Source organism: Streptomyces sp. NRRL S-244, assembly GCF_000717915.1.
GTDB lineage: Bacteria > Actinomycetota > Actinomycetes > Streptomycetales > Streptomycetaceae > Streptomyces.
Genome location: NZ_JOCX01000044.1, coordinates 1 through 18,344, shown reverse-complemented (window position 1 = coordinate 18,344; position 18,344 = coordinate 1). Strand labels below are relative to the sequence as shown.

Below are 18,344 nucleotides of genomic sequence, written 5' to 3'. Positions count from 1 at the left end.
CGTTGCGGCACTAGGGTGATTAGCCCGTTTCGTGTTTGATTTGCGGTATATATCCGCCTAACGTGCGAAATAAGCTTGAACACATTCGTTCTGGCGAAGTCTCCGAAGGGGAAGACGTGAACAAGGCGCAGCTCGTAGAAGCGATTGCCGACAAGCTGGGCGGCCGCCAGCAGGCCGCGGACGCTGTCGACGCGGTACTGGACGCGATGGTCCGCGCTGTGGTCGCGGGCGACCGGGTCTCGGTCACGGGCTTCGGCTCGTTCGAGAAGGTCGACCGCCCGGCCCGCTACGCCCGCAACCCGCAGACGGGTGAGCGCGTCCGGGTCAAGAAGACCTCTGTTCCCCGCTTCCGCGCGGGCCAGGGCTTCAAGGACCTGGTCGCGGGCACCAAGAAGCTGCCCAAGGGCGGCGAGGTGTCGGTGAAGAAGGCGCCCAAGGGCAGCCTCTCCGGCGGTGCTTCCGCGACGGTCAAGAAGGCCGCGGCCAAGAAGGCCACCACCGCCAAGAAGGCGGCGGCGAAGACCGCGGTCGCCAAGAAGACCACCGCCAAGAAGGTCGTGGCCAAGAAGGTGGTCGCCAAGACCGCCGCGGCGAAGAAGACCACGGCGACGGCCAAGAAGACCACCGCCACGGCCAAGAAGGCCGCCGCGACGGCGAAGAAGACCACCGCCACCGCCAAGAAGACGGCTCCGGCGGCCAAGAAGGCCACCGCGAAGACCACGGCGCCCGCCAAGAAGACGACGGCGCGCAAGACCACCGCGAAGAAGACCACGGCCCGCAAGAAGTAAGGCCACGAGTCACACACGCCGGGCCGGCTTCCCCCTCCTGGGGAAGCCGGCCCGCGGTGCTGTCCGCACTGTCGCGCAGTGTCCGTGCAGGTCAGAAGGGTCGCGGCGGTGCGGTCAGAAGGTCTGCAGGGTGACCAGCGTGATCCGCAGGGCCGGCCCCTCGCCGTCCGTCTCGATCCGGACCCGCTGCCCGGGCCGCAGCAGCCGCAGGCCGCCCGCCTCGAAGGCCGGGGCCTCGAAGGGCACCGGGGTGCCGTCGTCCAGCAGCACGCTGCCGCTGCGGGTCTGGGAGTCGTACGTGTACGCGGTCGCCTGCATACGGGCACTGTATCGGGCCGTGTGACGGCCCACACCGAGGGCGAGGGCCGTCCGCAGATCCGCTCCCGTGTCCACGTCCCGGCGTACGCTCTCGACGTCCGCGAGGGCAATTTCCGCAGCCCCAGAAGCCGAATGCCGGGCCCGTGACGGACCTCCGAACGAGGGTGCCAATTCCACGTCCGGCGCAGCGGAAAGCAGGGTCGTGCCGATTCCCGCCGCGTCCGCCAGAAATGCCCGGGGAAATACGGATGCGGCTTCGAGCACGCGTAGCAATTCCGGCGGCCGCAGTGCGGGCAGATCCGCGTTCATCGCGGCCACCGCCGCCCCCGGCCGGGCCCTGCGCATCTCCCGCGCCCCGTGGGCCAGCGCCGCGTTGAGCCCGGCGGCCGGGGCGTCCGGCACGATCCGCGCCCCCAGTCGCGCCAGTTCCCTTCCGGCCGCGGCGTCGTCCGTGACGACCACCACATCCGCGACCGCCGCGCAGGCCAGCGCCCCCGCCACGGTGTCCTGCGCGAACGCCAGCGCGAGCCCGGCGCGGGATCCGCCGACGGCCGCCGCGAGACGGCTCTTGGCCACCGCCAGGGGCTTCAGCGGGACCACCAGACTCCAGACCCCGTTCGTGGCGGACCCCCTTCCCTCCAGTGCGCGTCCGTCCATGCGCGGACCATGGCCGGGTCATGGCCTGGTCATGCGTCGGCCCATTGTCGCCTCTGCCCGGTCGGCCCGTAGGTCCGGTGCTCCGGGCGGGGCGTACGGTGTTCTCGACAGAGACCGGACCTGAGGCCACACTTGTCCGGCCGACCAGGTGCCCAGCCGCGCACCGGTCCTAGAGGAAGGTGTCCGAGTGTCCCGCCGCAGAATCGGCTTCTGGTACCGCCTGGCGGCGGTCATCGCAAAACCGCCGCTGGTGGTGCTCTTCAAGCGGGACTGGCGGGGAATGGACCACATTCCGGCCGACGGCGGGTTTATCACGGCCGTCAATCACAACTCGTATCTGGACCCGCTCTCCTACGCGCACTTCCAGTACAACACCGGCCGGGTGCCCCGATTGCTCGCCAAGGCGGCCCTCTTCAAGGTCCCCGTGGTCGGCGCGATCCTGCGCGGCTCCGGCCAGATCCCGGTCTACCGCGAGACCACCAACGCCCTGGACGCATTCCGGGCCGCCGTGGACGCGATCGAGCGCGGCGAATGCGTGGCCTTTTATCCGGAAGGCACCCTCACCCGCGATCCGGACCTGTGGCCGATGGCCGGCAAGACCGGCGCGGCGCGGGTGGCGCTGATGACCAAGGCGCCGGTCATTCCGGTGGCCCAGTGGGGCGCGAACCTCGCGATGCCGCCCTACGCCAAGGAGGACAAGGTCCGCCTGTTCCCGCGCAAGACCCTCCAGGTGCTGGCCGGACCCCCCGTGGACCTCTCCGAGTTCTACGACCGGGAGCCCACCCCGGACGTGCTCAAGGAGGTCACCGAGACCATCATGGCGGCCATCACGGAGCTGCTGGAGGAGCTGCGCGGCGAGAAGGCACCGGAGCAGCCGTACGACCATCGCAAGGCCAGGCTGGAACAGCGGCGCAAGGCCGCGGGGGAGGACCTGAAGTGACACGTCCCGTGAAGGCAGCCGTCTTCGGAACCGGCTCCTGGGGCACGGCCTTCGGCATGGTGCTCGCCGACGCAGGCTGCGAGGTGACCCTGTGGGGCCGCCGCCGCGAGGTCGTCGACGCCATCAACACGGGCCGGACCAACCCGGACTACTTCCCGGACGTCGAACTCCCCGCGAACATGCGCGCCACCACCGACCCGGCCGAGGCCGCGGCAGGCGCCGACTACGCGGTCCTCGCCATCCCCTCCCAGACCCTGCGCGGCAACCTCGCCGAATGGGCCCCGCTGCTGCCCGCCGACGCCGTGCTCGTCTCCCTGATGAAGGGCATCGAACTCGGCAGCGCCAAGCGCATGAGCGAGGTCATCGAGGAGGTCGCCAAGGTCCCCGCCGAGCGCGTCGCCGTCGTCACCGGCCCCAACCTGGCCCGTGAGATCGCCGCCCGCCAGCCCGCCGCCGCCGTCGTCGCCTGCTCCGACGAGGCCGTCGCGCAGCGCCTCCAGGCGGCCTGCCACACCCCGTACTTCCGCCCGTACACGAGCACCGACGTCATCGGCTGCGAGCTGGGCGGCGCCGTCAAGAACGTCATCGGCCTCGCCGTCGGCATCGCGGACGGCATGGGACTGGGCGACAACACCAAGGGCTCCCTCATCACCCGGGGCCTCGCCGAAGCGACCCGGCTGGGCCTGGCGATGGGCGCCGACCCGCTCACCTTCTCCGGTCTCGCGGGCCTCGGCGACCTCGTCGCCACCTGCTCCTCGCCGCTCTCCCGGAACCACACCTTCGGCACCAACCTCGGGCGCGGAATGACGCTGGAGGAGACCATCGCGGTCACCAAGCAGACCGCCGAGGGCGTCAAGTCCTGCCAGTCGGTGGCCGATCTGGCCCGCCGCCACGGGGTCGACATGCCGATCACCGACACGGTCGTCGACATCGTCCACCACGGCAAGCCGCCACTGGTCGCGCTGAAGGAACTGATGGGGCGCAGCGCCAAACCGGAACGCCGCTGACTCCTTTCCGGACGCCCGAGCGGGTATCGTCGTGGCGATATGAGCAGCGAGAACCTCCCCCAGACCCCTGAGCAGCAGGGCCGTAAGCCCCGCGTGGCCGTCGTGTTCGGCGGCCGCAGCTCGGAACACGCCATCTCGGTCGTCACCGCGGGCGCCGTGCTGCGCTCCATCGACCGGTCCAAGTACGAGGTGCTGCCCATCGGCATCACCACGGACGGCCGGTGGGCGCTGACCGCCGACGAGCCCGCGCGGATGGCCATCGCCGACCGCAAGCTGCCGAGCGTCGAGGAGCTCGCGGACTCCGAGGACGGAGCCGTCGTGCTCTCCGTCGACCCGGCCAACCGCGAGGTCGTCTACACCGAGCCGGGAGCCGTCCCCAAGGCCCTGGGCGAGGTCGACGTCGTCTTCCCGATGCTGCACGGCCCGTACGGCGAGGACGGCACCCTGCAGGGCCTGCTGGAGCTCTCCGGCATCCCGTACGTCGGCTCGGGCGTCCTCGCCTCGGCCGTCGGCCAGGACAAGGAGTACATGAAGCGCGTCTTCACCTCCTTCGGCCTCCCCGTCGGCCCGTACGTGACCGTCCGGCCCCGCGAGTGGGACGCCGACCCGGACGCCGCCAAGGCGCGGATCCTGGAATTCGCCGGTGAGCACGGCTGGCCGCTGTTCATCAAGCCCGCCCGGGCCGGCTCCTCCATCGGCATCACCAAGGTCGACGAAGTCTCCGGCCTCGACGCGGCGATCCGCGAGGCACAGCGCCACGACCCGAAGATCATCGTGGAGGCGCTGCTGCGCGGCCGCGAGATCGAGTGCGGGGTGCTGGAGTTCGAGGACGGGCCGCGCGCGAGCCTGCCCGCCGAGATCCCGCCGGTCTCCAGCCACGACTTCTATGACTTCGAGGCGAAGTACATCGACTCCGCCTCCGGGATCGTGCCCGCTCCGCTCACCCCGGAGCAGACCGCCGAGGTGCAGCGGCTCGCGATCGAGGCGTTCGACGCCGCGTCCTGCGAGGGCCTCGTGCGCGCCGACTTCTTCCTCACCGAGGACGGCACGTTCGTCATCAACGAGATCAACACGATGCCGGGCTTCACCCCGATCTCCATGTACCCGCGGATGTGGCAGGAGTCGGGCATCGAGTACCCGGAGCTGGTGGACCGCCTGATCCAGGCGGCCCTGAGCCGCTCCACCGGTCTGCGCTAGCCGCAGTCGCAGCCGCAGCGCCGTACATGCCGACCGCCCGCCGGGATTCCCGGCGGGCGGTCGGTGTGCGAAGGGGCGCAGGGCCCCGTCAGTACGAGGAGATGCCCTCGGGGACGGTCCTGGCCACGACGGTGGACAGCCCGACGAGCATCCCCGCATCCGTGGCATGCTCCTTGTCGACCCGGACCTCGGTGTACGCGAGCCGCATCCCGGTGATGAACCGGAACCCCCCGCCGGCGCTGTCGGGGACCTTTTCCAGCAGCCACCGGACGCCGTTGACCTCGACGCCCTCCTGCTTCGGATCAGCCATCTCGGGGGGCTTGGGGATACCGCACCGCAGTACGATCGCCGAGCCGCCCCACGCGGCGGTCAGATCCGACTCCGGCGCTGTCTTGGCCCGCGCCAGGCCGGCCACCGTCTCCGGGAGTTCCCCGTGCAGTGCTGCACAGAACCCCGCGACGTCGGCGGGCGGCGTGGGCGGCGGGTCCACCCGGGCTTCGGAGTCACCCGGGGTACAGCCCGCGAGGGCCAGTACCGCGACCAGTACGGGCAAGGCGGGCAGACGCAGGGGCCGGCGGTGGAGGGTCATCACCGGCCAAGAGTAGACGGGGGCTACAGATGGACCACCGGGCAGGTCAGGGTGCGGGTGATGCCCTCCACCTGCTGCACCTTGGCGACGACCATGCGGCCGAGCTCGTCCACGGTGTCGGCCTGGGCACGCACGATGACGTCGTACGGGCCCGTCACGTCCTCTGCCTGGATCACCCCCGGGATCTGGCTGATGGACTCGGCGACGAACGACGCCTTGCCCACCTCGGTCTGGATAAGGATGTACGCCTGTACCACGGAACCTCCAGGGCGGCCACGAGGATCGATTCCCCTAACCTTCGGGTGGGCCCAGGGATTCGGGTGGGCCCGGGGAAGAAGGGACGCCACGGTACCGCGTTGCCGAGCACCACGGGGAGACCCGGGGGCACGGCGCCACGCACGGCGGGGCGTACGGAGAGCAGAAGTTGACGTATCTGTTGACGGTACCCAGAGCTGTGACGGCTCGCGACCGCAAGCGGACTGGGCAAGAAGGGGCACAGCGATGAAGGGCACTGTGGGCGAGCTGGGGGAGTTCGGGCTCATTCGGGAGCTCACCTCACGGCTCACCACCACCCCGGCGGTCCGGCTCGGACCGGGCGACGACGCCGCGGTCGTGTCGGCCCCCGACCGGCGGGTCGTGGCGAGCACCGACATCCTGCTGGAAGGCAGGCACTTCCGGCGCGACTGGTCCACCGCGTACGACGTCGGCCGCAAGGCCGCCGCGCAGAACCTCGCCGACATCGCCGCCATGGGCGCGGTGCCGACCGCGCTGCTGCTCGGCCTCGTCGTCCCGGCCGAGCTGCCGGTCACCTGGCCCACCGAGCTGATGGACGGCATCCGCGACGAGTGCCAGGTCGCCGGCGCGGCCGTGGTCGGCGGCGACGTCGTCCGCGGGGACACCATCACCGTGGCCATCACCGCCCTCGGCGACCTGCGCAACCACGAGCCCGTGCTGCGCTCCGGCGCCCAGCCCGGCGACGTCGTGGCCGTCACGGGCTGGCTGGGCTGGTCCGCGGCCGGATTCGCCGTGCTCTCGCGCGGGTTCCGCTCGCCGCGGGCTTTCGTCGAGGCGCACCGGCGCCCCGAACCCCCGTACCATGCGGGCCCCGCGGCCGCCGGGCTCGGCGCCACCGCGATGACCGACGTCAGCGACGGCCTGATCGCCGACCTCGGGCACATCGCGGAGGCCAGCAAGGTACGGATCGACCTGCGCTCGGCGGCCGTCGACATCCCGACGCAGATGCACGACATCGGGCAGGCCGTCGGGGTCGACCCCTTGCAGTGGGTGCTCACCGGAGGAGAAGATCACGCCATCGTGGCGACCTTCCCGCCCGACGTGAAACTGCCGGCCCGGTGGAAGGTCATCGGGGAGGTGCTGAACCGGTCCGCGCTGCCCCAGGTGACCGTGGACGGCGCCCCCTGGACGAGCACCGGCGGCTGGGACCACTTCGGCTCCGACCCGTCCACCGAGGAGACCTCCAGATGACCGACGCGCCACCGCTGTGCCTGACCGTCGCCGGATCCGATTCCGGCGGTGGCGCCGGGATCCAGGCCGACCTCAAGACGATGCTGGCACTCGGCGTGCACGGGATGAGCGTGGTGACGGCCGTGACCGCGCAGAACTCCCTCGGGGTGCAGGGGGTCTGGGAACTGCCCGCCGAGGCCGTGAAGGCCCAGTACCGGGCCGTCGTGGACGACATGGGCGTCCACGCGGTCAAGACCGGGATGCTGGCCTCCACCGCGCTGGTGGAGACGGTGGCCGAACTGCTGGCCGCCACCTCCGCCCCCGCCGTCGTCGACCCGGTCGGGGTCTCCAAGCACGGGGACGCGCTGCTCGCCGCCTCGGCGCTGGACGCCGTACGCAAGGAGCTGCTGCCGCGGGCCACCGTGGCCACCCCGAACCTGGACGAGGTGGCGCAGCTCACCGGCGTGGTGGTGGAGAGCGAGGACGACATGCGGCGGGCCGCCGACGCCGTCCTCGCGTACGGGCCGGAGTGGGCGCTGATCAAGGGCGGGCACCTGGCCGCCCACGGGGGCGAGGCCGCCGACCTGCTCACCGACGGGGACACCCAGCTGTGGCTGAGGGCGCCGCGCCACGACAACCGGCACACCCACGGCACCGGCTGCACCCTGGCCAGTGCGATAGCCGCCGGGCTCGCCAAGGGGCAGGACGTGCCGCAGGCCGTCATGGAGGCCAAGGAGTACGTGAGCGGCGCCATCGCGGCCGGCTTCGCGCTCGGCGGCGGCATCGGCCCGGTGGACCACGCCTGGCAGTGGCACCGCTGACGGCGGCAGGACGGCAGAGGACCACCGCGTCACGTGACGCGGTGGTCTTCTTCATGTCCGTGTCCGCGGGTCCGGACAAGGCAAAAGGCCGGTCCACGAGGTGGACCGGCCTTCTTGGCAACCGGAAAGGGCTGCGCTACGACGGTTGGCGTCAGCGCGAGACCTTGCCGGCCTTGATGCACGAGGTGCAGACGTTGAGGCGCTTCGGCGTCCCACTGACCATGGCACGAACGCGCTGGATGTTCGGGTTCCAGCGACGCGAGGTGCGGCGGTGCGAGTGGGAGATGTTGTTGCCGAAGCTCGGCCCCTTGGCGCAAACGTCGCAGTTGGCAGCCACAGGTCACTCCAAAGACTTCAGATGCACTTACAGTGAAATCCGGCGCACCGGATCAGAAGTCTGAGAAGTCTGAGTGGTTTGCCGGGGGAATTGGCCCGACTTTCATCGGGCAACCGGAGCAGCATACAACGACTGCGTCCGTCCAAGAAAACTACCATGGCCGCCGCCGATCCCGCCCGGGGCCCCTGACACCCGGCAGTCCTTGGTTACCCTGCGGTGAACCCTGGCCCGCACGAGGAGGAACGCCCGGTGCAGCACGAGCCGCAGCCGCAGCCCGCCGACGAGCTCGACGCCGAAGCGGTGCGCACCTGGAGCTCGCTGGCCGTGGCCGCGCTGGGCCGGGCCCGCGAGGACATCGACGCGATCAACGTCTACCCGGTCGCGGACGCGGACACCGGAACCAACCTCTACCTGACCGCCGAGTCGGCGGACCGCGCCCTGGTCGAGGCGCTCGCAACGTCACCCGCAGGCGTGAGCGAGACCACAGCGGACGCCCCGGTCGCCGTGGCCGCGACCGCCTCCCTCCCCGAGGCCGTACGGGCCTACGCGCACGGCGCCCTCATAGGCGCCCGCGGGAACTCGGGGACGATCCTGGCGCAGCTGCTGCGCGGCGTGGCCGACGTGCTCGGCGACGAGCCCGGGGACCGCGGACCCGGCCGGATGCTGGCCGCGGCGCTGACCCGGGCCGCCGAGGAGGCCTACCAGGCCGTCGCGCACCCGGTGGAGGGCACCATGCTCACCGTCGCCGCCGCGGCGGCGCGGGCCGGCGAGGCGGCCGGGGCGGCCGCCGGTACCGCCGCCGACGTGGCCCGGGCCGCCTACGACGGGGCCCGCGCGGCCCTCGCCGACACCCCGGGGCAGCTGGCCGAGCTGGGCCGCGCCGGAGTGGTCGACGCCGGGGGCTGCGGGCTGGTCGCCGTACTCGGGGCCCTGTGGCAGGCGCTGTCGGGCCGGGAGCCCGCGGCCGAGGCCGTACGCGGCCGGGCCGTGCCCGTACCGCGGCCGCCGCAGCCCTGCGACGCCGAGGAGCAGGGCGGGCCCGCGTACGAGGTCATCTACCTGCTGGAGGCCGCCGAGCCGGCCGTGGCGCAGCTGCGCGAGCGCCTCGACGGACTCGGGGACTCCCTGGTGGTGGTCGGCGGCGACGGACTGTGGAACGTGCACGTCCACGTCGACGACCCCGGCGCCGCCGTGGAGGCCGGTGTGGTCGCCGGGCGGCCGTACCGGATCCGCATCACCCACTTCGCCGACGAGCGGCGCCGGGCGCGCGGCGAGCGCGTCCAGCGCGCCGTCGTCGCCGTGGTCCCGGGCGAGGGGCTGGCCGGGCTGTGCGGGGAGGCGGGCGCCACCACCGTGCTCGCCCGCCCCGGAGAGGTCCCGGACGCCGCCGCGCTCGTCGACGCCATCCGGCGCGCGCACGCCCGCGAGGTGGTGCTGCTGCCCGGCGGCGCCGACCAGCGCGCCGTCGCGGCCGCCGCCGCCGAACAGGCCCGCGCCGACGGCGTACGGGTGGCCGTGATCCCCACCCGCTCCGCCGTCCAGGGCCTGGCCGCCCTCGCCGTCCACGATCCGGAGGGCAGCTTCGACGAGGACGTGGTCGCCATGACCGCGGCCGCCGGCGCCACCCGCTACGGGGAACTCGCCGTCGCCGAACGGCAGTCGTTCACCTCCGCCGGCATCTGCCAGGCCGGGGACGTGCTCGGGCTCATCGACGGGGACGTCGCCGTCATCGGCTCCGGCCTCGACGAGACCGCCCAGGCGGTGCTGGAGCGGATGCTGGGCTCCGGCGGCGAACTCGTCACCCTGGTCCTGGGGCCGGAGGTGCCGGACGCCCTCGCCGAGCGCCTGGAGGCGTACGTACAGCACGGGCACCTGGCGGTGGACACGGTCACCTACCGCGGCGGGCGGTACTCGGCGCCCCTGCTCATCGGGGTCGAATAGCCGACTTGTCAGCGCCATGGTGTGCAATGAAGGCGTGCCCGCGCTCGACGAAGACCTCAAGAAGACGCTCGGCCCCGCCACCGCCAAGGTGCTGGCCGAGCAGCTCGGCCTGCACACGGCCCTGGACCTGCTGCACCACTACCCGCGGCGGTACGCGGAGCGCGGCGAGCTGACCTCGCTGGCCGAGCTCGCCGACCAGATCGACGAGCACGTGACGGTCGTCGCCCAGGTCGCCGACGCCCGGATCCTGACCTTCAACGGGGGTCGCGGCAAACGGCTGGAGGTGACCATCACCGACGGCAGCGGCCGCCTCCAGCTGGTCTTCTTCGGGGCGGGCGTCCACAAGCCGCACAAGGACCTGCTGCCTGGCACCCGCGCCATGTTCGCGGGCAAGGTCGGCATGTTCAACCGCAAGCTCCAGCTCTCCCACCCCGCGTACGAGCCGCTCGGCGCGGACGCCTCCGACCGGGACGCCGCGACCGCCTTCGCCAACCAGCTCATCCCGATCTACCCGGCCTGCGCCAAGCTGGAGTCCTGGAAGATCGCCAAGTGCGTGGACGCCGTACTGCCGAGCGCCCAGGAGGCCGTCGACCCGCTGCCGGACGCCCTGCGCGAGGGCCGCGGACTGGTCACGCTCACCGAGGCCCTGCTGAAGATCCACCGGCCGGCCACCAAGGCCGACATCGAGGACGCCCGCCAGCGCCTGAAGTGGGACGAGGCATTCGTCCTCCAAGTCGCCCTGGCCCGCCGCCGGCACGCCGACTCCCAGCTCCCGGCCGTCCCCCGCCGCCCCGCCCCGGGCGGCCTGCTCGACGCCTTCGACGCCAAACTCCCCTTCACCCTCACCGACGGCCAGCAGACCGTCTCCCGCGAGATCTTCGAAGACCTGGCCACGAACCACCCCATGCACCGCCTCCTCCAGGGCGAGGTCGGCAGTGGCAAGACGATGGTGGCGCTGCGGGCCATGCTGGCCGTCGTGGACTGCGGGGGGCAGGCCGCCATGCTCGCGCCCACCGAGGTGCTCGCCCAGCAGCACCACCGCTCCGTCACCGAGATGATGGGCGAGCTCGCCGAAGGCGGCATGCTCGGCGGCTCCGACCAGGGCACCAAGGTCGTGCTGCTCACCGGGTCCATGGGGATGCCCGCACGCCGCCAGGCCCTGCTCGACCTGGTCACCGGCGAGGCCGGCATCGTCATCGGCACGCATGCGCTCATCGAGGACAAGGTGCAGTTCCACGACCTCGGCCTGGTCGTGGTCGACGAACAGCACCGCTTCGGCGTCGAGCAGCGCGACGCGCTGCGGTCCAAGGGGAAGCAACCCCCGCACCTGCTGGTCATGACCGCGACCCCGATCCCGCGCACCGTCGCGATGACCGTCTTCGGCGACCTGGAGACCTCCGTCCTCGACCAGCTGCCCGCCGGCCGCTCCCCGATCGCCACCCACGTCGTACCGGCCAAGGACAAGCCGCACTTCCTGACCCGGGCCTGGGAGAGGGTGCGCGAGGAGGTCGAGAACGGGCACCAGGCGTACGTGGTGTGCCCGCGCATCGGCGACGGCGAGGACGACCCCAAGAAGAAGGCCTCCGCCGAGGACGACGCCGAGAAGCGGCCCCCGCTGGCCGTCCTGGAGATCGCCGAGCAGCTCAGGCGAGGGCCGCTCGCCGGGCTGTCCGTGGAGGTGCTGCACGGCCGGATGGACCCGGCCGACAAGGACGAGGTCATGCGCCGCTTCACCGCCGGCGAGGTCAAGGTGCTGGTCGCCACCACCGTCATCGAGGTCGGTGTGAACGTCCCGAACTCCACGGTCATGGTGATCATGGACGCGGACCGGTTCGGCGTCTCCCAGCTCCACCAGCTGCGCGGCCGCGTCGGCCGCGGCTCCGCGCCGGGCCTGTGCCTGCTGGTCAGCGAGATGCACGAGGCGAGCCCCGCACGGGCCCGGCTCGCCGCGGTCGCCGCCACCCTGGACGGCTTCGAGCTCTCCCGCATCGACCTCGAACAGCGCCGGGAGGGCGACGTACTGGGCCAGGCCCAGTCGGGCGTGCGCTCCTCGCTGCGCATGCTCGCGGTCATCGAGGACGAGGAGGTCATCGCCCAGGCCCGGGAGGAAGCCGCCCGCGTGGTCGCCGAAGACCCCGAGCTGGAGCGGCTGCCGGGCCTGCGCGACGCGCTGGAGGCCCTGCTGGACACCGAGCGCGAGCAGTACCTGGAGAAGGGCTGAGCGTGCGTCGCCCGGTACCGCTCGGGTCCGTCGAGAGCGGTACGACCTATCGTTGAACTCCGCAGTAGCCATCACCGTCGTACCGAAGGACCCCAGATGACCCGCGTGATCGCCGGCAGCGCCGGCGGGCGACGGCTGACCGTGCCCCCGGGCACCGGCACCCGCCCGACCTCGGACCGGATGCGCGAAGGCCTCTTCTCGACCTGGGAGTCGCTGCACGGCGTCGGGGGGGCCCGGGTGCTCGACCTGTACGCCGGCTCCGGCGCGGTCGGCCTGGAGGCCCTCTCCCGCGGCGCGGCCCACGCACTGCTGGTGGAGCCCGAGGCCAAGGCCGCCAAGGCGATCCGGGACAACATCAAGGCGCTGGGCCTGCCCGGCGCCGAGTTCCGGGCGGGCAAGGCGGAGCAGATCGTGGCCGTCCCGGCCGGCACCGACCCGTACGACGTCGTCTTCCTGGACCCGCCGTACGCCGTCGGCCACGACGATCTTGGCGAGATCCTCCTCACACTCCGCGCCAATGGCTGGCTCACGGACGATGCGCTCGTCACCGTGGAGCGCAGCACGAGGAGCGGGGCCTTCCCCTGGCCCGAGGGCTTCGAGCCGCTGCGCTCCCGCAAGTACGGCGAAGGCACCCTTTGGTACGGTCGCGCCGCCTTCACCAGCGAAGACTCATGATGCCCGCATCGGAGAGCGAGGGACCCAAGTTGCGCCGAGCCGTCTGTCCCGGGTCATTCGACCCCATCACCAACGGACACCTCGACATCATCGGCCGGGCCTCCCGGCTCTACGACGTCGTGCACGTCGCCGTGATGATCAACCAGTCCAAGCAGGGGCTGTTCACCGTCGAGGAGCGGATCGAGCTGATCCGCGAGGCGACCGCCGACTACGGCAACGTCGAGGTGGAGTCCTTCCACGGGCTGCTCGTCGACTTCTGCAAGCAGCGCGACATCCCGGCCATCGTCAAGGGCCTGCGCGCGGTCAGCGACTTCGACTACGAGCTGCAGATGGCCCAGATGAACATGGGGCTCTCGGGCGTCGAGACGCTGTTCGTGCCGACCAACCCCACCTACAGCTTCCTGTCGTCCTCCCTGGTCAAGGAGGTCGCGGCCTGGGGCGGCGACGTAGCCCACCTGCTGCCGCCGCACGTGCACGCGGCGCTGACCGAGCGGCTCGCCAACCGCTGACGGACTGACGGGTCGTCAGTCGGTGCCGGGCGTTCGCCCGCTGGCCGTACAGTCGTCCCGTCCGTCTCAGGAACCGCCCGAGGCCGAGAGAGTGCGAGCCCCCATGGACGTGCAGAAGAAGCTCGACGAGATCGTCGCGGCCGTCGGCGGCGCCCGGTCCATGCCCATGTCGGCCTCCTGCGTGATCAACCGCGCCGAGCTGCTCGCCCAGCTCGAAGAGGTGCGCCAGGCGCTGCCCGGCTCGCTCGCGCAGGCGCAGGAGCTCATCGGCGGCCGGGAGCAGATGGTCGAGGACGCCCGCCGCGAGGCGGAGCGGATCATCGAGTCGGCGCACACGCAGCGCGGTTCGCTGATCTCCGACACCGAGGTCGCGCGCCGCTCGCAGGCCGAGGCGGACCGGATCCTGGCGGACGCCCGCAGGGAGGCCGAGGAGATCCGGGCCGAGGCCGACGACTACGTCGACAGCAAGCTCGCGAACTTCGAGGTCGTGCTCACCAAGACCATCGGCTCGGTCGACCGCGGCCGCGAGAAGCTGCTGGGCCGCGGGCCCGGGCTGGACGAGCAGGGATACCCGGACGCCGAGGCGCCCGAGCGCAGCCACGACCCGGAGACCCAGCGCCTGCAGGCGGACGCGTACGTGGACACCAAGCTGGCGACCTTCGAGGCGGTGCTCTCCAAGACCCTGGAGGCCGTCGGCCGGGGCCGCCAGAAGCTGCTGGGCCGGGTGCCCACGGACGACCTCGGCGCGCACATGGCCGCCCAGGACGCCGCGGGGTCGCAGCAGTCGCAGCAGTCCCGCTCGGCCAGCGACGCGGACTTCCTGGCGGGCCTGGCGGAGCCGGCGGCCCCGATGGCGCCCGCTGCCGCGGGAATCCCTGCGCAGGCCCAGCAGGAGCCCGCGTACGAGGCGTACGGCTACCAGCAGCCCCAGCAGCAGGACGCCTACGCCTACCAGGACCCCTACGGCTACCAGCAGCAGGTCCAGCAGCCGGATCCGTACGCGGCGCTGGGCTACGACCAGCAGCCGGACCCGTACGCGGCCTACCAGCAGCAGTCGCAGCAGCCTCAGGCCGCGCAGCACCAGCACCAGCCGCAGCAGCCCGCGCTCGACGAGACCAGCTTCTTCGATACGAGCATGATCAATCTGGACCAGCTGCGCCAGTACGAACAGGGTCGCTGAGGCCGGATTGGGCTCAGAGCGAAGCGCCGGGTATCCTGGCTCTTCGGTCGCGCGTATGCACCGCGATCTGTGCTGCCCTTACGTGCGGCATACATGCAGCATTCTTTGATCTTCAGCGATCTGTGAAAGCAGGAACGGCCCTGAATACCCGCCTCGACCACCGCAACCCCCTCGTGTTCGACACGCACGAGCTGGGTCGGCGTCCTGGTGCCATGCAGCGGCTGTCCCGTGAGATCGCGACACCGGCGGACTTCGGTCTCGTCGGCGTCATCGGAGTGCCGGAAGGCGCCCCGATGAAGCTCAGCCTCCGCCTGGAGTCGGTCATGGAAGGGGTGCTTGTCACAGGCACCGCCCGTGCATCGGCCGTAGGGGAGTGCGTAAGGTGTCTGGAGTCCGTCGAGCGCGAGCTCAAGGCGGACTTCCAGGAGATGTTCTCGTACCCTGACGCCGACGACCGGAGCCGCGCAAAGGCGGAGCCGGCCGACGACGCCGAGGACGACGAGGACACGCTCTTCCTCGAGGACGGCTTGTTCGACCTCGAACCCGTGCTGCGTGATGTGGTGGTGCTCGCACTGCCCATGCAGCCGGTGTGCCGGGAGGACTGTCTCGGACTGTGCCCCGATTGCGGGCTCAGCCTGAACGACGACCCGGACCACCACCATGACGCCGTCGACATCCGTTGGGCGGCATTGCAAGGACTCGTCGTGACCGATCAGGACGACGAGAAGGACAACATGAGCGGCACTGCCTCTGACGGAGTTCAGGGCGCCGCCGAGAAGCAGGAGAAGTAGCCGTGGCTGTTCCGAAGCGGAAGATGTCGCGCAGCAACACGCGCCACCGCCGGTCGCAGTGGAAGGCTGCGGTCCCCACCCTGGTTTCGTGCGAGCGTTGCCAGGAGCCGAAGCTCCAGCACATTGCGTGCCCGAGCTGCGGCACCTACAACAAGCGCCAGGTCCTCGAGGTCTGAGCGGCTGGTGAGAGGCGCAATGTCTGAGCTGTCCAACGCTGAGAAGCAGGCAGACAGTAACAACGCGGCCTCGTCCCACACGCTTCTGGAAGGGCGGCTCGGGTATCGACTCGAGTCCGCCCTTCTGGTGCGTGCACTGACCCACCGCTCGTACGCGTACGAGAACGGCGGTCTGCCCACCAACGAGCGCCTGGAGTTCCTCGGGGACTCCGTGCTCGGCCTGGTGGTCACGGACACGCTGTACACGACCCACCCCGACCTGCCCGAAGGCCAGCTGGCCAAGCTTCGGGCCGCGGTGGTCAACTCGCGCGCACTGGCGGAGGTCGGGCGCGGCCTCGACCTCGGCTCCTTCATCCGGCTCGGCCGGGGCGAAGAGGGCACGGGTGGCCGGGACAAGGCCTCCATCCTCGCCGACACCCTTGAAGCGGTGATCGGCGCGGTCTACCTCGACCAGGGCCTCGACGCGGCCTCGGAGCTGGTTCACCGGCTCTTCGACCCGCTCATCGAGAAGTCCTCGAACCTCGGGGCCGGCCTGGACTGGAAGACCAGTCTCCAGGAGCTCACGGCGGCCGAAGGCCTCGGCGTACCGGAATACCTGGTCACCGAGACCGGTCCGGACCACGAGAAGACCTTCACCGCTGCCGCCCGCGTCGGTGGTGTCTCGTACGGCACCGGCACCGGCCGCAGCAAGAAGGAAGCGGAACAGCAGGCCGCGGAGTCCGCATGGCGCGGTATCCGGGCCAAGGCGGACGAGCGGATCGCGGCGGAAGCCGCGGCATCCGCAGCCGCCCAGGTCGTGGTGACGGCTCCGGCCGACACCGGGGCCGATGCCGTGGCCCCGGCCGAGGACGGCGGGTCGCCGACACCCGCCGACCCGACGCCGAACGGCTGAGCTGAGCCCTTCCTTCGGGATCTCCCGCCCGCCCCTGCCGCAGCGCAGGGGCGGGCGGACCCGTTTCCGGGCCCGTTGGGGGAGGCCGGTACGCTCGCCGGGAGCGACCAGAACGCATCACGACCGCATCGCCCCCGGAGGACCGCCGTGCCCGAGCTGCCCGAAGTCGAAGTCGTACGGCGGGGCTTGGAGCGCTGGGTGGCCGGCCGGACCGTCGGGGCCGTCGAGGTGCTCCACCCGCGCGCGGTACGCCGCCACCCGGCCGGCGCCGCGGATTTCGCCGCGCGGCTGACGGGCGAGACGATCGGCGTCCCGCAGCGGCGCGGCAAGTACCTGTGGCTGCCCCTGGAGGGACGGGACCTCTCGGTGCTCGGGCACCTCGGGATGAGCGGACAGCTGCTGGTGCAGCCGGAAGAGGCGGCCGACGAGAAGCACCTGCGCATCCGCGTGCGCTTCGAGGACGCCGCCGGGACCGAGCTCCGCTTCGTCGATCAGCGCACCTTCGGCGGGCTCTCGCTCCACGAGAACACGCCCGACGGGCTGCCCGACGTCATCGCGCACATCGCCCGGGACCCGCTGGACCCCCTCTTCGACGAGGCCGCCTACCACGCGGCGCTGCGCGCCAAGCGGACCACCGTCAAGCGGGCCCTGCTGGACCAGTCCCTGATCAGCGGGGTCGGCAACATCTACGCCGACGAGGCGCTGTGGCGGGCGCGGCTGCACTACGAGCGCGCCACCGCCACGCTGACGCGCCCCCGGAGCGCGGAACTCCTCGGCCACGTCCGGGACGTGATGAACGCGGCGCTCGACGTCGGCGGCACCAGCTTCGACAGCCTGTACGTCAACGTGAACGGCGAGTCCGGCTACTTCGACCGTTCGCTCGACGCCTACGGGCGCGAGGACGAGCCCTGCCGGCGCTGCGGCACCCCCATGCGGCGCCGCCCGTGGATGAACCGGTCCAGCTACTTCTGCCCGCGCTGTCAGCGGCCGCCGCGCGTGGCGTCGTAGGACTCCCGCGCGCCGATGACCCGGGGCATGCTGCCTTCGAGGAAGTGGATGAGCGCGAGCAGCCGGTCGGCGATCTCGACGCCGAGCGGGGTCAGCTCGTAGTCGACGCGCGGCGGGTTCGTCGGCTGTGCCTCGCGGTTGACGATGCCGTCGCGCTCCAGCGCCTGCAAGGTCTGGGAGAGCATCTTCTCGCTCACGCCGTCGACCTTGCGGCGCAGCTCGTTGAACCGGCACGAACCGTCGCGCAGGGCGCCCACCGTGAGGCTGCCCCAGCGGCCCGTGACGTGCTCCAGGGTCTCCCGGGACGGGCACGCGCGCGCGAAGGCGTCGAAGGGCAGCTCTGTCTCCATGCCGACCAGCTTAACTCCGCACAGCGCTGACCAGAAGGGGGCGCTTTCGGTTAGTAAGTGCCTAGAGGCCGAAGTCCTGGGTCCACCAGGGGCCGCCGGCGGCGACGTACACGCCGACGCCGAGGGTGCGGAACTCGCAGTTGAGGATGTTCGCCTTGTGGCCGGGGCTGTTCATCCAGGCGTTCATGACCGCCTGGGCGTCGCCCTGGCCGCGGGCGATGTTCTCGCCGCCGAGTCCGGAGAGGCCCGCCTTGGTGGCGCGGTCCCACGGGGTGTTCCCGTCGGGGTCGGTGTGGTCGAAGAAGCCGCGGGTGGCCATGTCCTTGCTGAAGGCGGCGGCCAGCGCCGCGAGCGGCGGGTTCGCCCGGACCGGACCGCAGCCGGCCTGCGCGCGCTCCTGGTTGACCAGGGTGAGTACGGCGGTCTCCTCCGCGGAGTGGCCGTCGCCGGGCGTCGGGGCCGGAGGGGCGGGCGGGGCCCCCG

The 18,344-nt window shown here is 71.6% G+C and carries 20 protein-coding genes and 1 pseudogene; 15 read left to right on the top strand and 6 right to left on the bottom strand.

The genetic code is table 11. The annotated features are described in order from the left end of the window. Positions 1-116 precede the first annotated feature (116 nt). Positions 117-788 carry an HU family DNA-binding protein gene (locus IF02_RS0130805; protein ID WP_030162842.1) on the top strand — a complete coding sequence of 224 codons (672 nt, stop codon included), beginning with the start codon at positions 117-119 and terminating at the stop codon, positions 786-788. 321 nt (positions 789-1,109) lie between these two features. Here IF02_RS0130805 and cofC read toward each other — a convergent pair. Beyond that, positions 1,110-1,763, bottom strand: a pseudogene (gene cofC, locus IF02_RS0130800) (2-phospho-L-lactate guanylyltransferase); the annotation flags it as partial. 187 nt (positions 1,764-1,950) lie between these two features. Between cofC and IF02_RS0130795 the strand changes: the two are divergent. From IF02_RS0130795 to IF02_RS0130785, 3 genes are read left to right on the top strand one after another with little or no spacing between them, the layout of a single operon-like run. Further along, on the top strand, positions 1,951-2,703 hold the full coding sequence (locus IF02_RS0130795; RefSeq protein ID WP_030162839.1) for a lysophospholipid acyltransferase family protein: 753 nt from the start codon (positions 1,951-1,953) through the stop codon (positions 2,701-2,703). After that, a complete protein-coding gene (locus IF02_RS0130790; protein WP_030162837.1) occupies positions 2,700-3,710 on the top strand; it encodes an NAD(P)H-dependent glycerol-3-phosphate dehydrogenase in 1,011 nt (336 codons plus the stop codon). Before IF02_RS0130795 ends, IF02_RS0130790 begins: the two co-directional genes overlap by 4 nt. A 39-nt stretch (positions 3,711-3,749) precedes the next feature. After that, positions 3,750-4,907 (top strand): D-alanine--D-alanine ligase family protein, encoded by a 1,158-nt coding sequence (locus tag IF02_RS0130785; protein ID WP_030162835.1) that lies wholly within the window; start codon positions 3,750-3,752, stop codon positions 4,905-4,907. Positions 4,908-4,995: 88 nt separating this feature from the next. On the opposite strand, the gene IF02_RS0130780 is transcribed toward IF02_RS0130785, so the two are convergent. Both IF02_RS0130780 and IF02_RS0130775 read right to left on the bottom strand, forming a co-directional pair. Continuing rightward, positions 4,996-5,496, bottom strand: coding sequence for a DUF3515 domain-containing protein (locus IF02_RS0130780; RefSeq protein ID WP_030162833.1), 501 nt, complete (start codon positions 5,494-5,496; stop codon positions 4,996-4,998). A 23-nt stretch (positions 5,497-5,519) separates the two neighbouring features. Further along, on the bottom strand, positions 5,520-5,753 hold the full coding sequence (locus tag IF02_RS0130775) for an Lrp/AsnC family transcriptional regulator (protein WP_030162831.1): 234 nt from the start codon (positions 5,751-5,753) through the stop codon (positions 5,520-5,522). A gap of 244 nt (positions 5,754-5,997) precedes the next feature. Here IF02_RS0130775 and IF02_RS0130770 point away from each other — a divergent pair, with 244 nt between their 5' ends. After that, a complete protein-coding gene (locus tag IF02_RS0130770; RefSeq protein ID WP_030162829.1) occupies positions 5,998-6,981 on the top strand; it encodes a thiamine-phosphate kinase in 984 nt (327 codons plus the stop codon). Continuing rightward, entirely contained in the window at positions 6,978-7,781 is an 804-nt protein-coding gene (thiD, locus tag IF02_RS0130765) for a bifunctional hydroxymethylpyrimidine kinase/phosphomethylpyrimidine kinase (protein WP_030162827.1), read from the top strand. The genes IF02_RS0130770 and thiD overlap by 4 nt, the downstream gene beginning before the upstream one ends. Before the next feature lie 151 nt (positions 7,782-7,932). On the opposite strand, the gene rpmB is transcribed toward thiD, so the two are convergent. Further along, positions 7,933-8,118, bottom strand: coding sequence for a 50S ribosomal protein L28 (gene rpmB, locus IF02_RS34140; RefSeq protein WP_030298506.1), 186 nt, complete (start codon positions 8,116-8,118; stop codon positions 7,933-7,935). A 249-nt stretch (positions 8,119-8,367) separates the two neighbouring features. Between rpmB and IF02_RS0130755 the strand changes: the two genes are divergently transcribed. The 9 genes from IF02_RS0130755 to mutM all read left to right on the top strand — a co-directional run bounded on the left by IF02_RS0130755 (position 8,368) and on the right by mutM (position 17,511). Beyond that, positions 8,368-10,059 (top strand): DAK2 domain-containing protein, encoded by a 1,692-nt coding sequence (locus IF02_RS0130755; RefSeq protein WP_030162824.1) that lies wholly within the window; start codon positions 8,368-8,370, stop codon positions 10,057-10,059. Between the two features lie 16 nt (positions 10,060-10,075). Then, entirely contained in the window at positions 10,076-12,280 is a 2,205-nt protein-coding gene (recG, locus tag IF02_RS0130750) for an ATP-dependent DNA helicase RecG (RefSeq protein WP_199809309.1), read from the top strand. 96 nt (positions 12,281-12,376) lie between these two features. Then, complete coding sequence (rsmD, locus tag IF02_RS0130745) at positions 12,377-12,955, top strand: 16S rRNA (guanine(966)-N(2))-methyltransferase RsmD (RefSeq protein WP_030162820.1); 579 nt, start codon at positions 12,377-12,379, stop codon at positions 12,953-12,955. Positions 12,956-12,984: 29 nt separating this feature from the next. Next, positions 12,985-13,464, top strand: a complete 480-nt coding sequence (gene coaD / locus IF02_RS0130740) for a pantetheine-phosphate adenylyltransferase (protein WP_199809308.1) — start codon at positions 12,985-12,987, stop codon at positions 13,462-13,464. Positions 13,465-13,567: 103 nt separating this feature from the next. After that, on the top strand, positions 13,568-14,644 hold the full coding sequence (locus IF02_RS0130735; RefSeq protein WP_030162816.1) for a DivIVA domain-containing protein: 1,077 nt from the start codon (positions 13,568-13,570) through the stop codon (positions 14,642-14,644). A gap of 140 nt (positions 14,645-14,784) precedes the next feature. Further along, positions 14,785-15,435 carry a YceD family protein gene (locus tag IF02_RS0130730; RefSeq protein ID WP_030162813.1) on the top strand — a complete coding sequence of 217 codons (651 nt, stop codon included), beginning with the start codon at positions 14,785-14,787 and terminating at the stop codon, positions 15,433-15,435. A gap of 2 nt (positions 15,436-15,437) precedes the next feature. Continuing rightward, entirely contained in the window at positions 15,438-15,611 is a 174-nt protein-coding gene (gene rpmF / locus IF02_RS0130725; protein WP_003965982.1) for a 50S ribosomal protein L32, read from the top strand. Between the two features lie 19 nt (positions 15,612-15,630). Next, a complete protein-coding gene (gene rnc, locus IF02_RS0130720; protein WP_030162810.1) occupies positions 15,631-16,503 on the top strand; it encodes a ribonuclease III in 873 nt (290 codons plus the stop codon). A gap of 147 nt (positions 16,504-16,650) precedes the next feature. After that, positions 16,651-17,511, top strand: a complete 861-nt coding sequence (mutM, locus tag IF02_RS0130715; RefSeq protein WP_030162808.1) for a bifunctional DNA-formamidopyrimidine glycosylase/DNA-(apurinic or apyrimidinic site) lyase — start codon at positions 16,651-16,653, stop codon at positions 17,509-17,511. Here mutM and IF02_RS0130710 read toward each other — a convergent pair. Then, positions 17,484-17,861, bottom strand: a complete 378-nt coding sequence (locus tag IF02_RS0130710) for a winged helix-turn-helix transcriptional regulator (RefSeq protein WP_030162806.1) — start codon at positions 17,859-17,861, stop codon at positions 17,484-17,486. The two genes, mutM and IF02_RS0130710, sit on opposite strands and share 28 nt — an antisense overlap. A 61-nt stretch (positions 17,862-17,922) precedes the next feature. Then, the coding region (locus IF02_RS0130705) for a CAP domain-containing protein (RefSeq protein ID WP_030162804.1) at positions 17,923-18,344 on the bottom strand (422 nt) is incomplete at its 5' end.

What these genes read in the sequence shown, in the direction of transcription:
- IF02_RS0130785 (WP_030162835.1), top strand. Translation starts at nt 3,750, where the DNA reads ATGAGCAGCGAGAACCTCCCCCAGACCCCTGAGCAGCAGGGCCGTAAG.
- IF02_RS0130780 (WP_030162833.1), bottom strand. Translation starts at nt 5,496, where the DNA reads ATGACCCTCCACCGCCGGCCCCTGCGTCTGCCCGCCTTGCCCGTACTG.
- IF02_RS0130770 (WP_030162829.1), top strand. Translation starts at nt 5,998, where the DNA reads ATGAAGGGCACTGTGGGCGAGCTGGGGGAGTTCGGGCTCATTCGGGAG.
- thiD (WP_030162827.1), top strand. Translation starts at nt 6,978, where the DNA reads ATGACCGACGCGCCACCGCTGTGCCTGACCGTCGCCGGATCCGATTCC.
- recG (WP_199809309.1), top strand. Translation starts at nt 10,076, where the DNA reads ATGGTGTGCAATGAAGGCGTGCCCGCGCTCGACGAAGACCTCAAGAAG.
- rsmD (WP_030162820.1), top strand. Translation starts at nt 12,377, where the DNA reads ATGACCCGCGTGATCGCCGGCAGCGCCGGCGGGCGACGGCTGACCGTG.
- IF02_RS0130735 (WP_030162816.1), top strand. Translation starts at nt 13,568, where the DNA reads ATGGACGTGCAGAAGAAGCTCGACGAGATCGTCGCGGCCGTCGGCGGC.
- rnc (WP_030162810.1), top strand. Translation starts at nt 15,631, where the DNA reads ATGTCTGAGCTGTCCAACGCTGAGAAGCAGGCAGACAGTAACAACGCG.
- IF02_RS0130710 (WP_030162806.1), bottom strand. Translation starts at nt 17,861, where the DNA reads ATGGAGACAGAGCTGCCCTTCGACGCCTTCGCGCGCGCGTGCCCGTCC.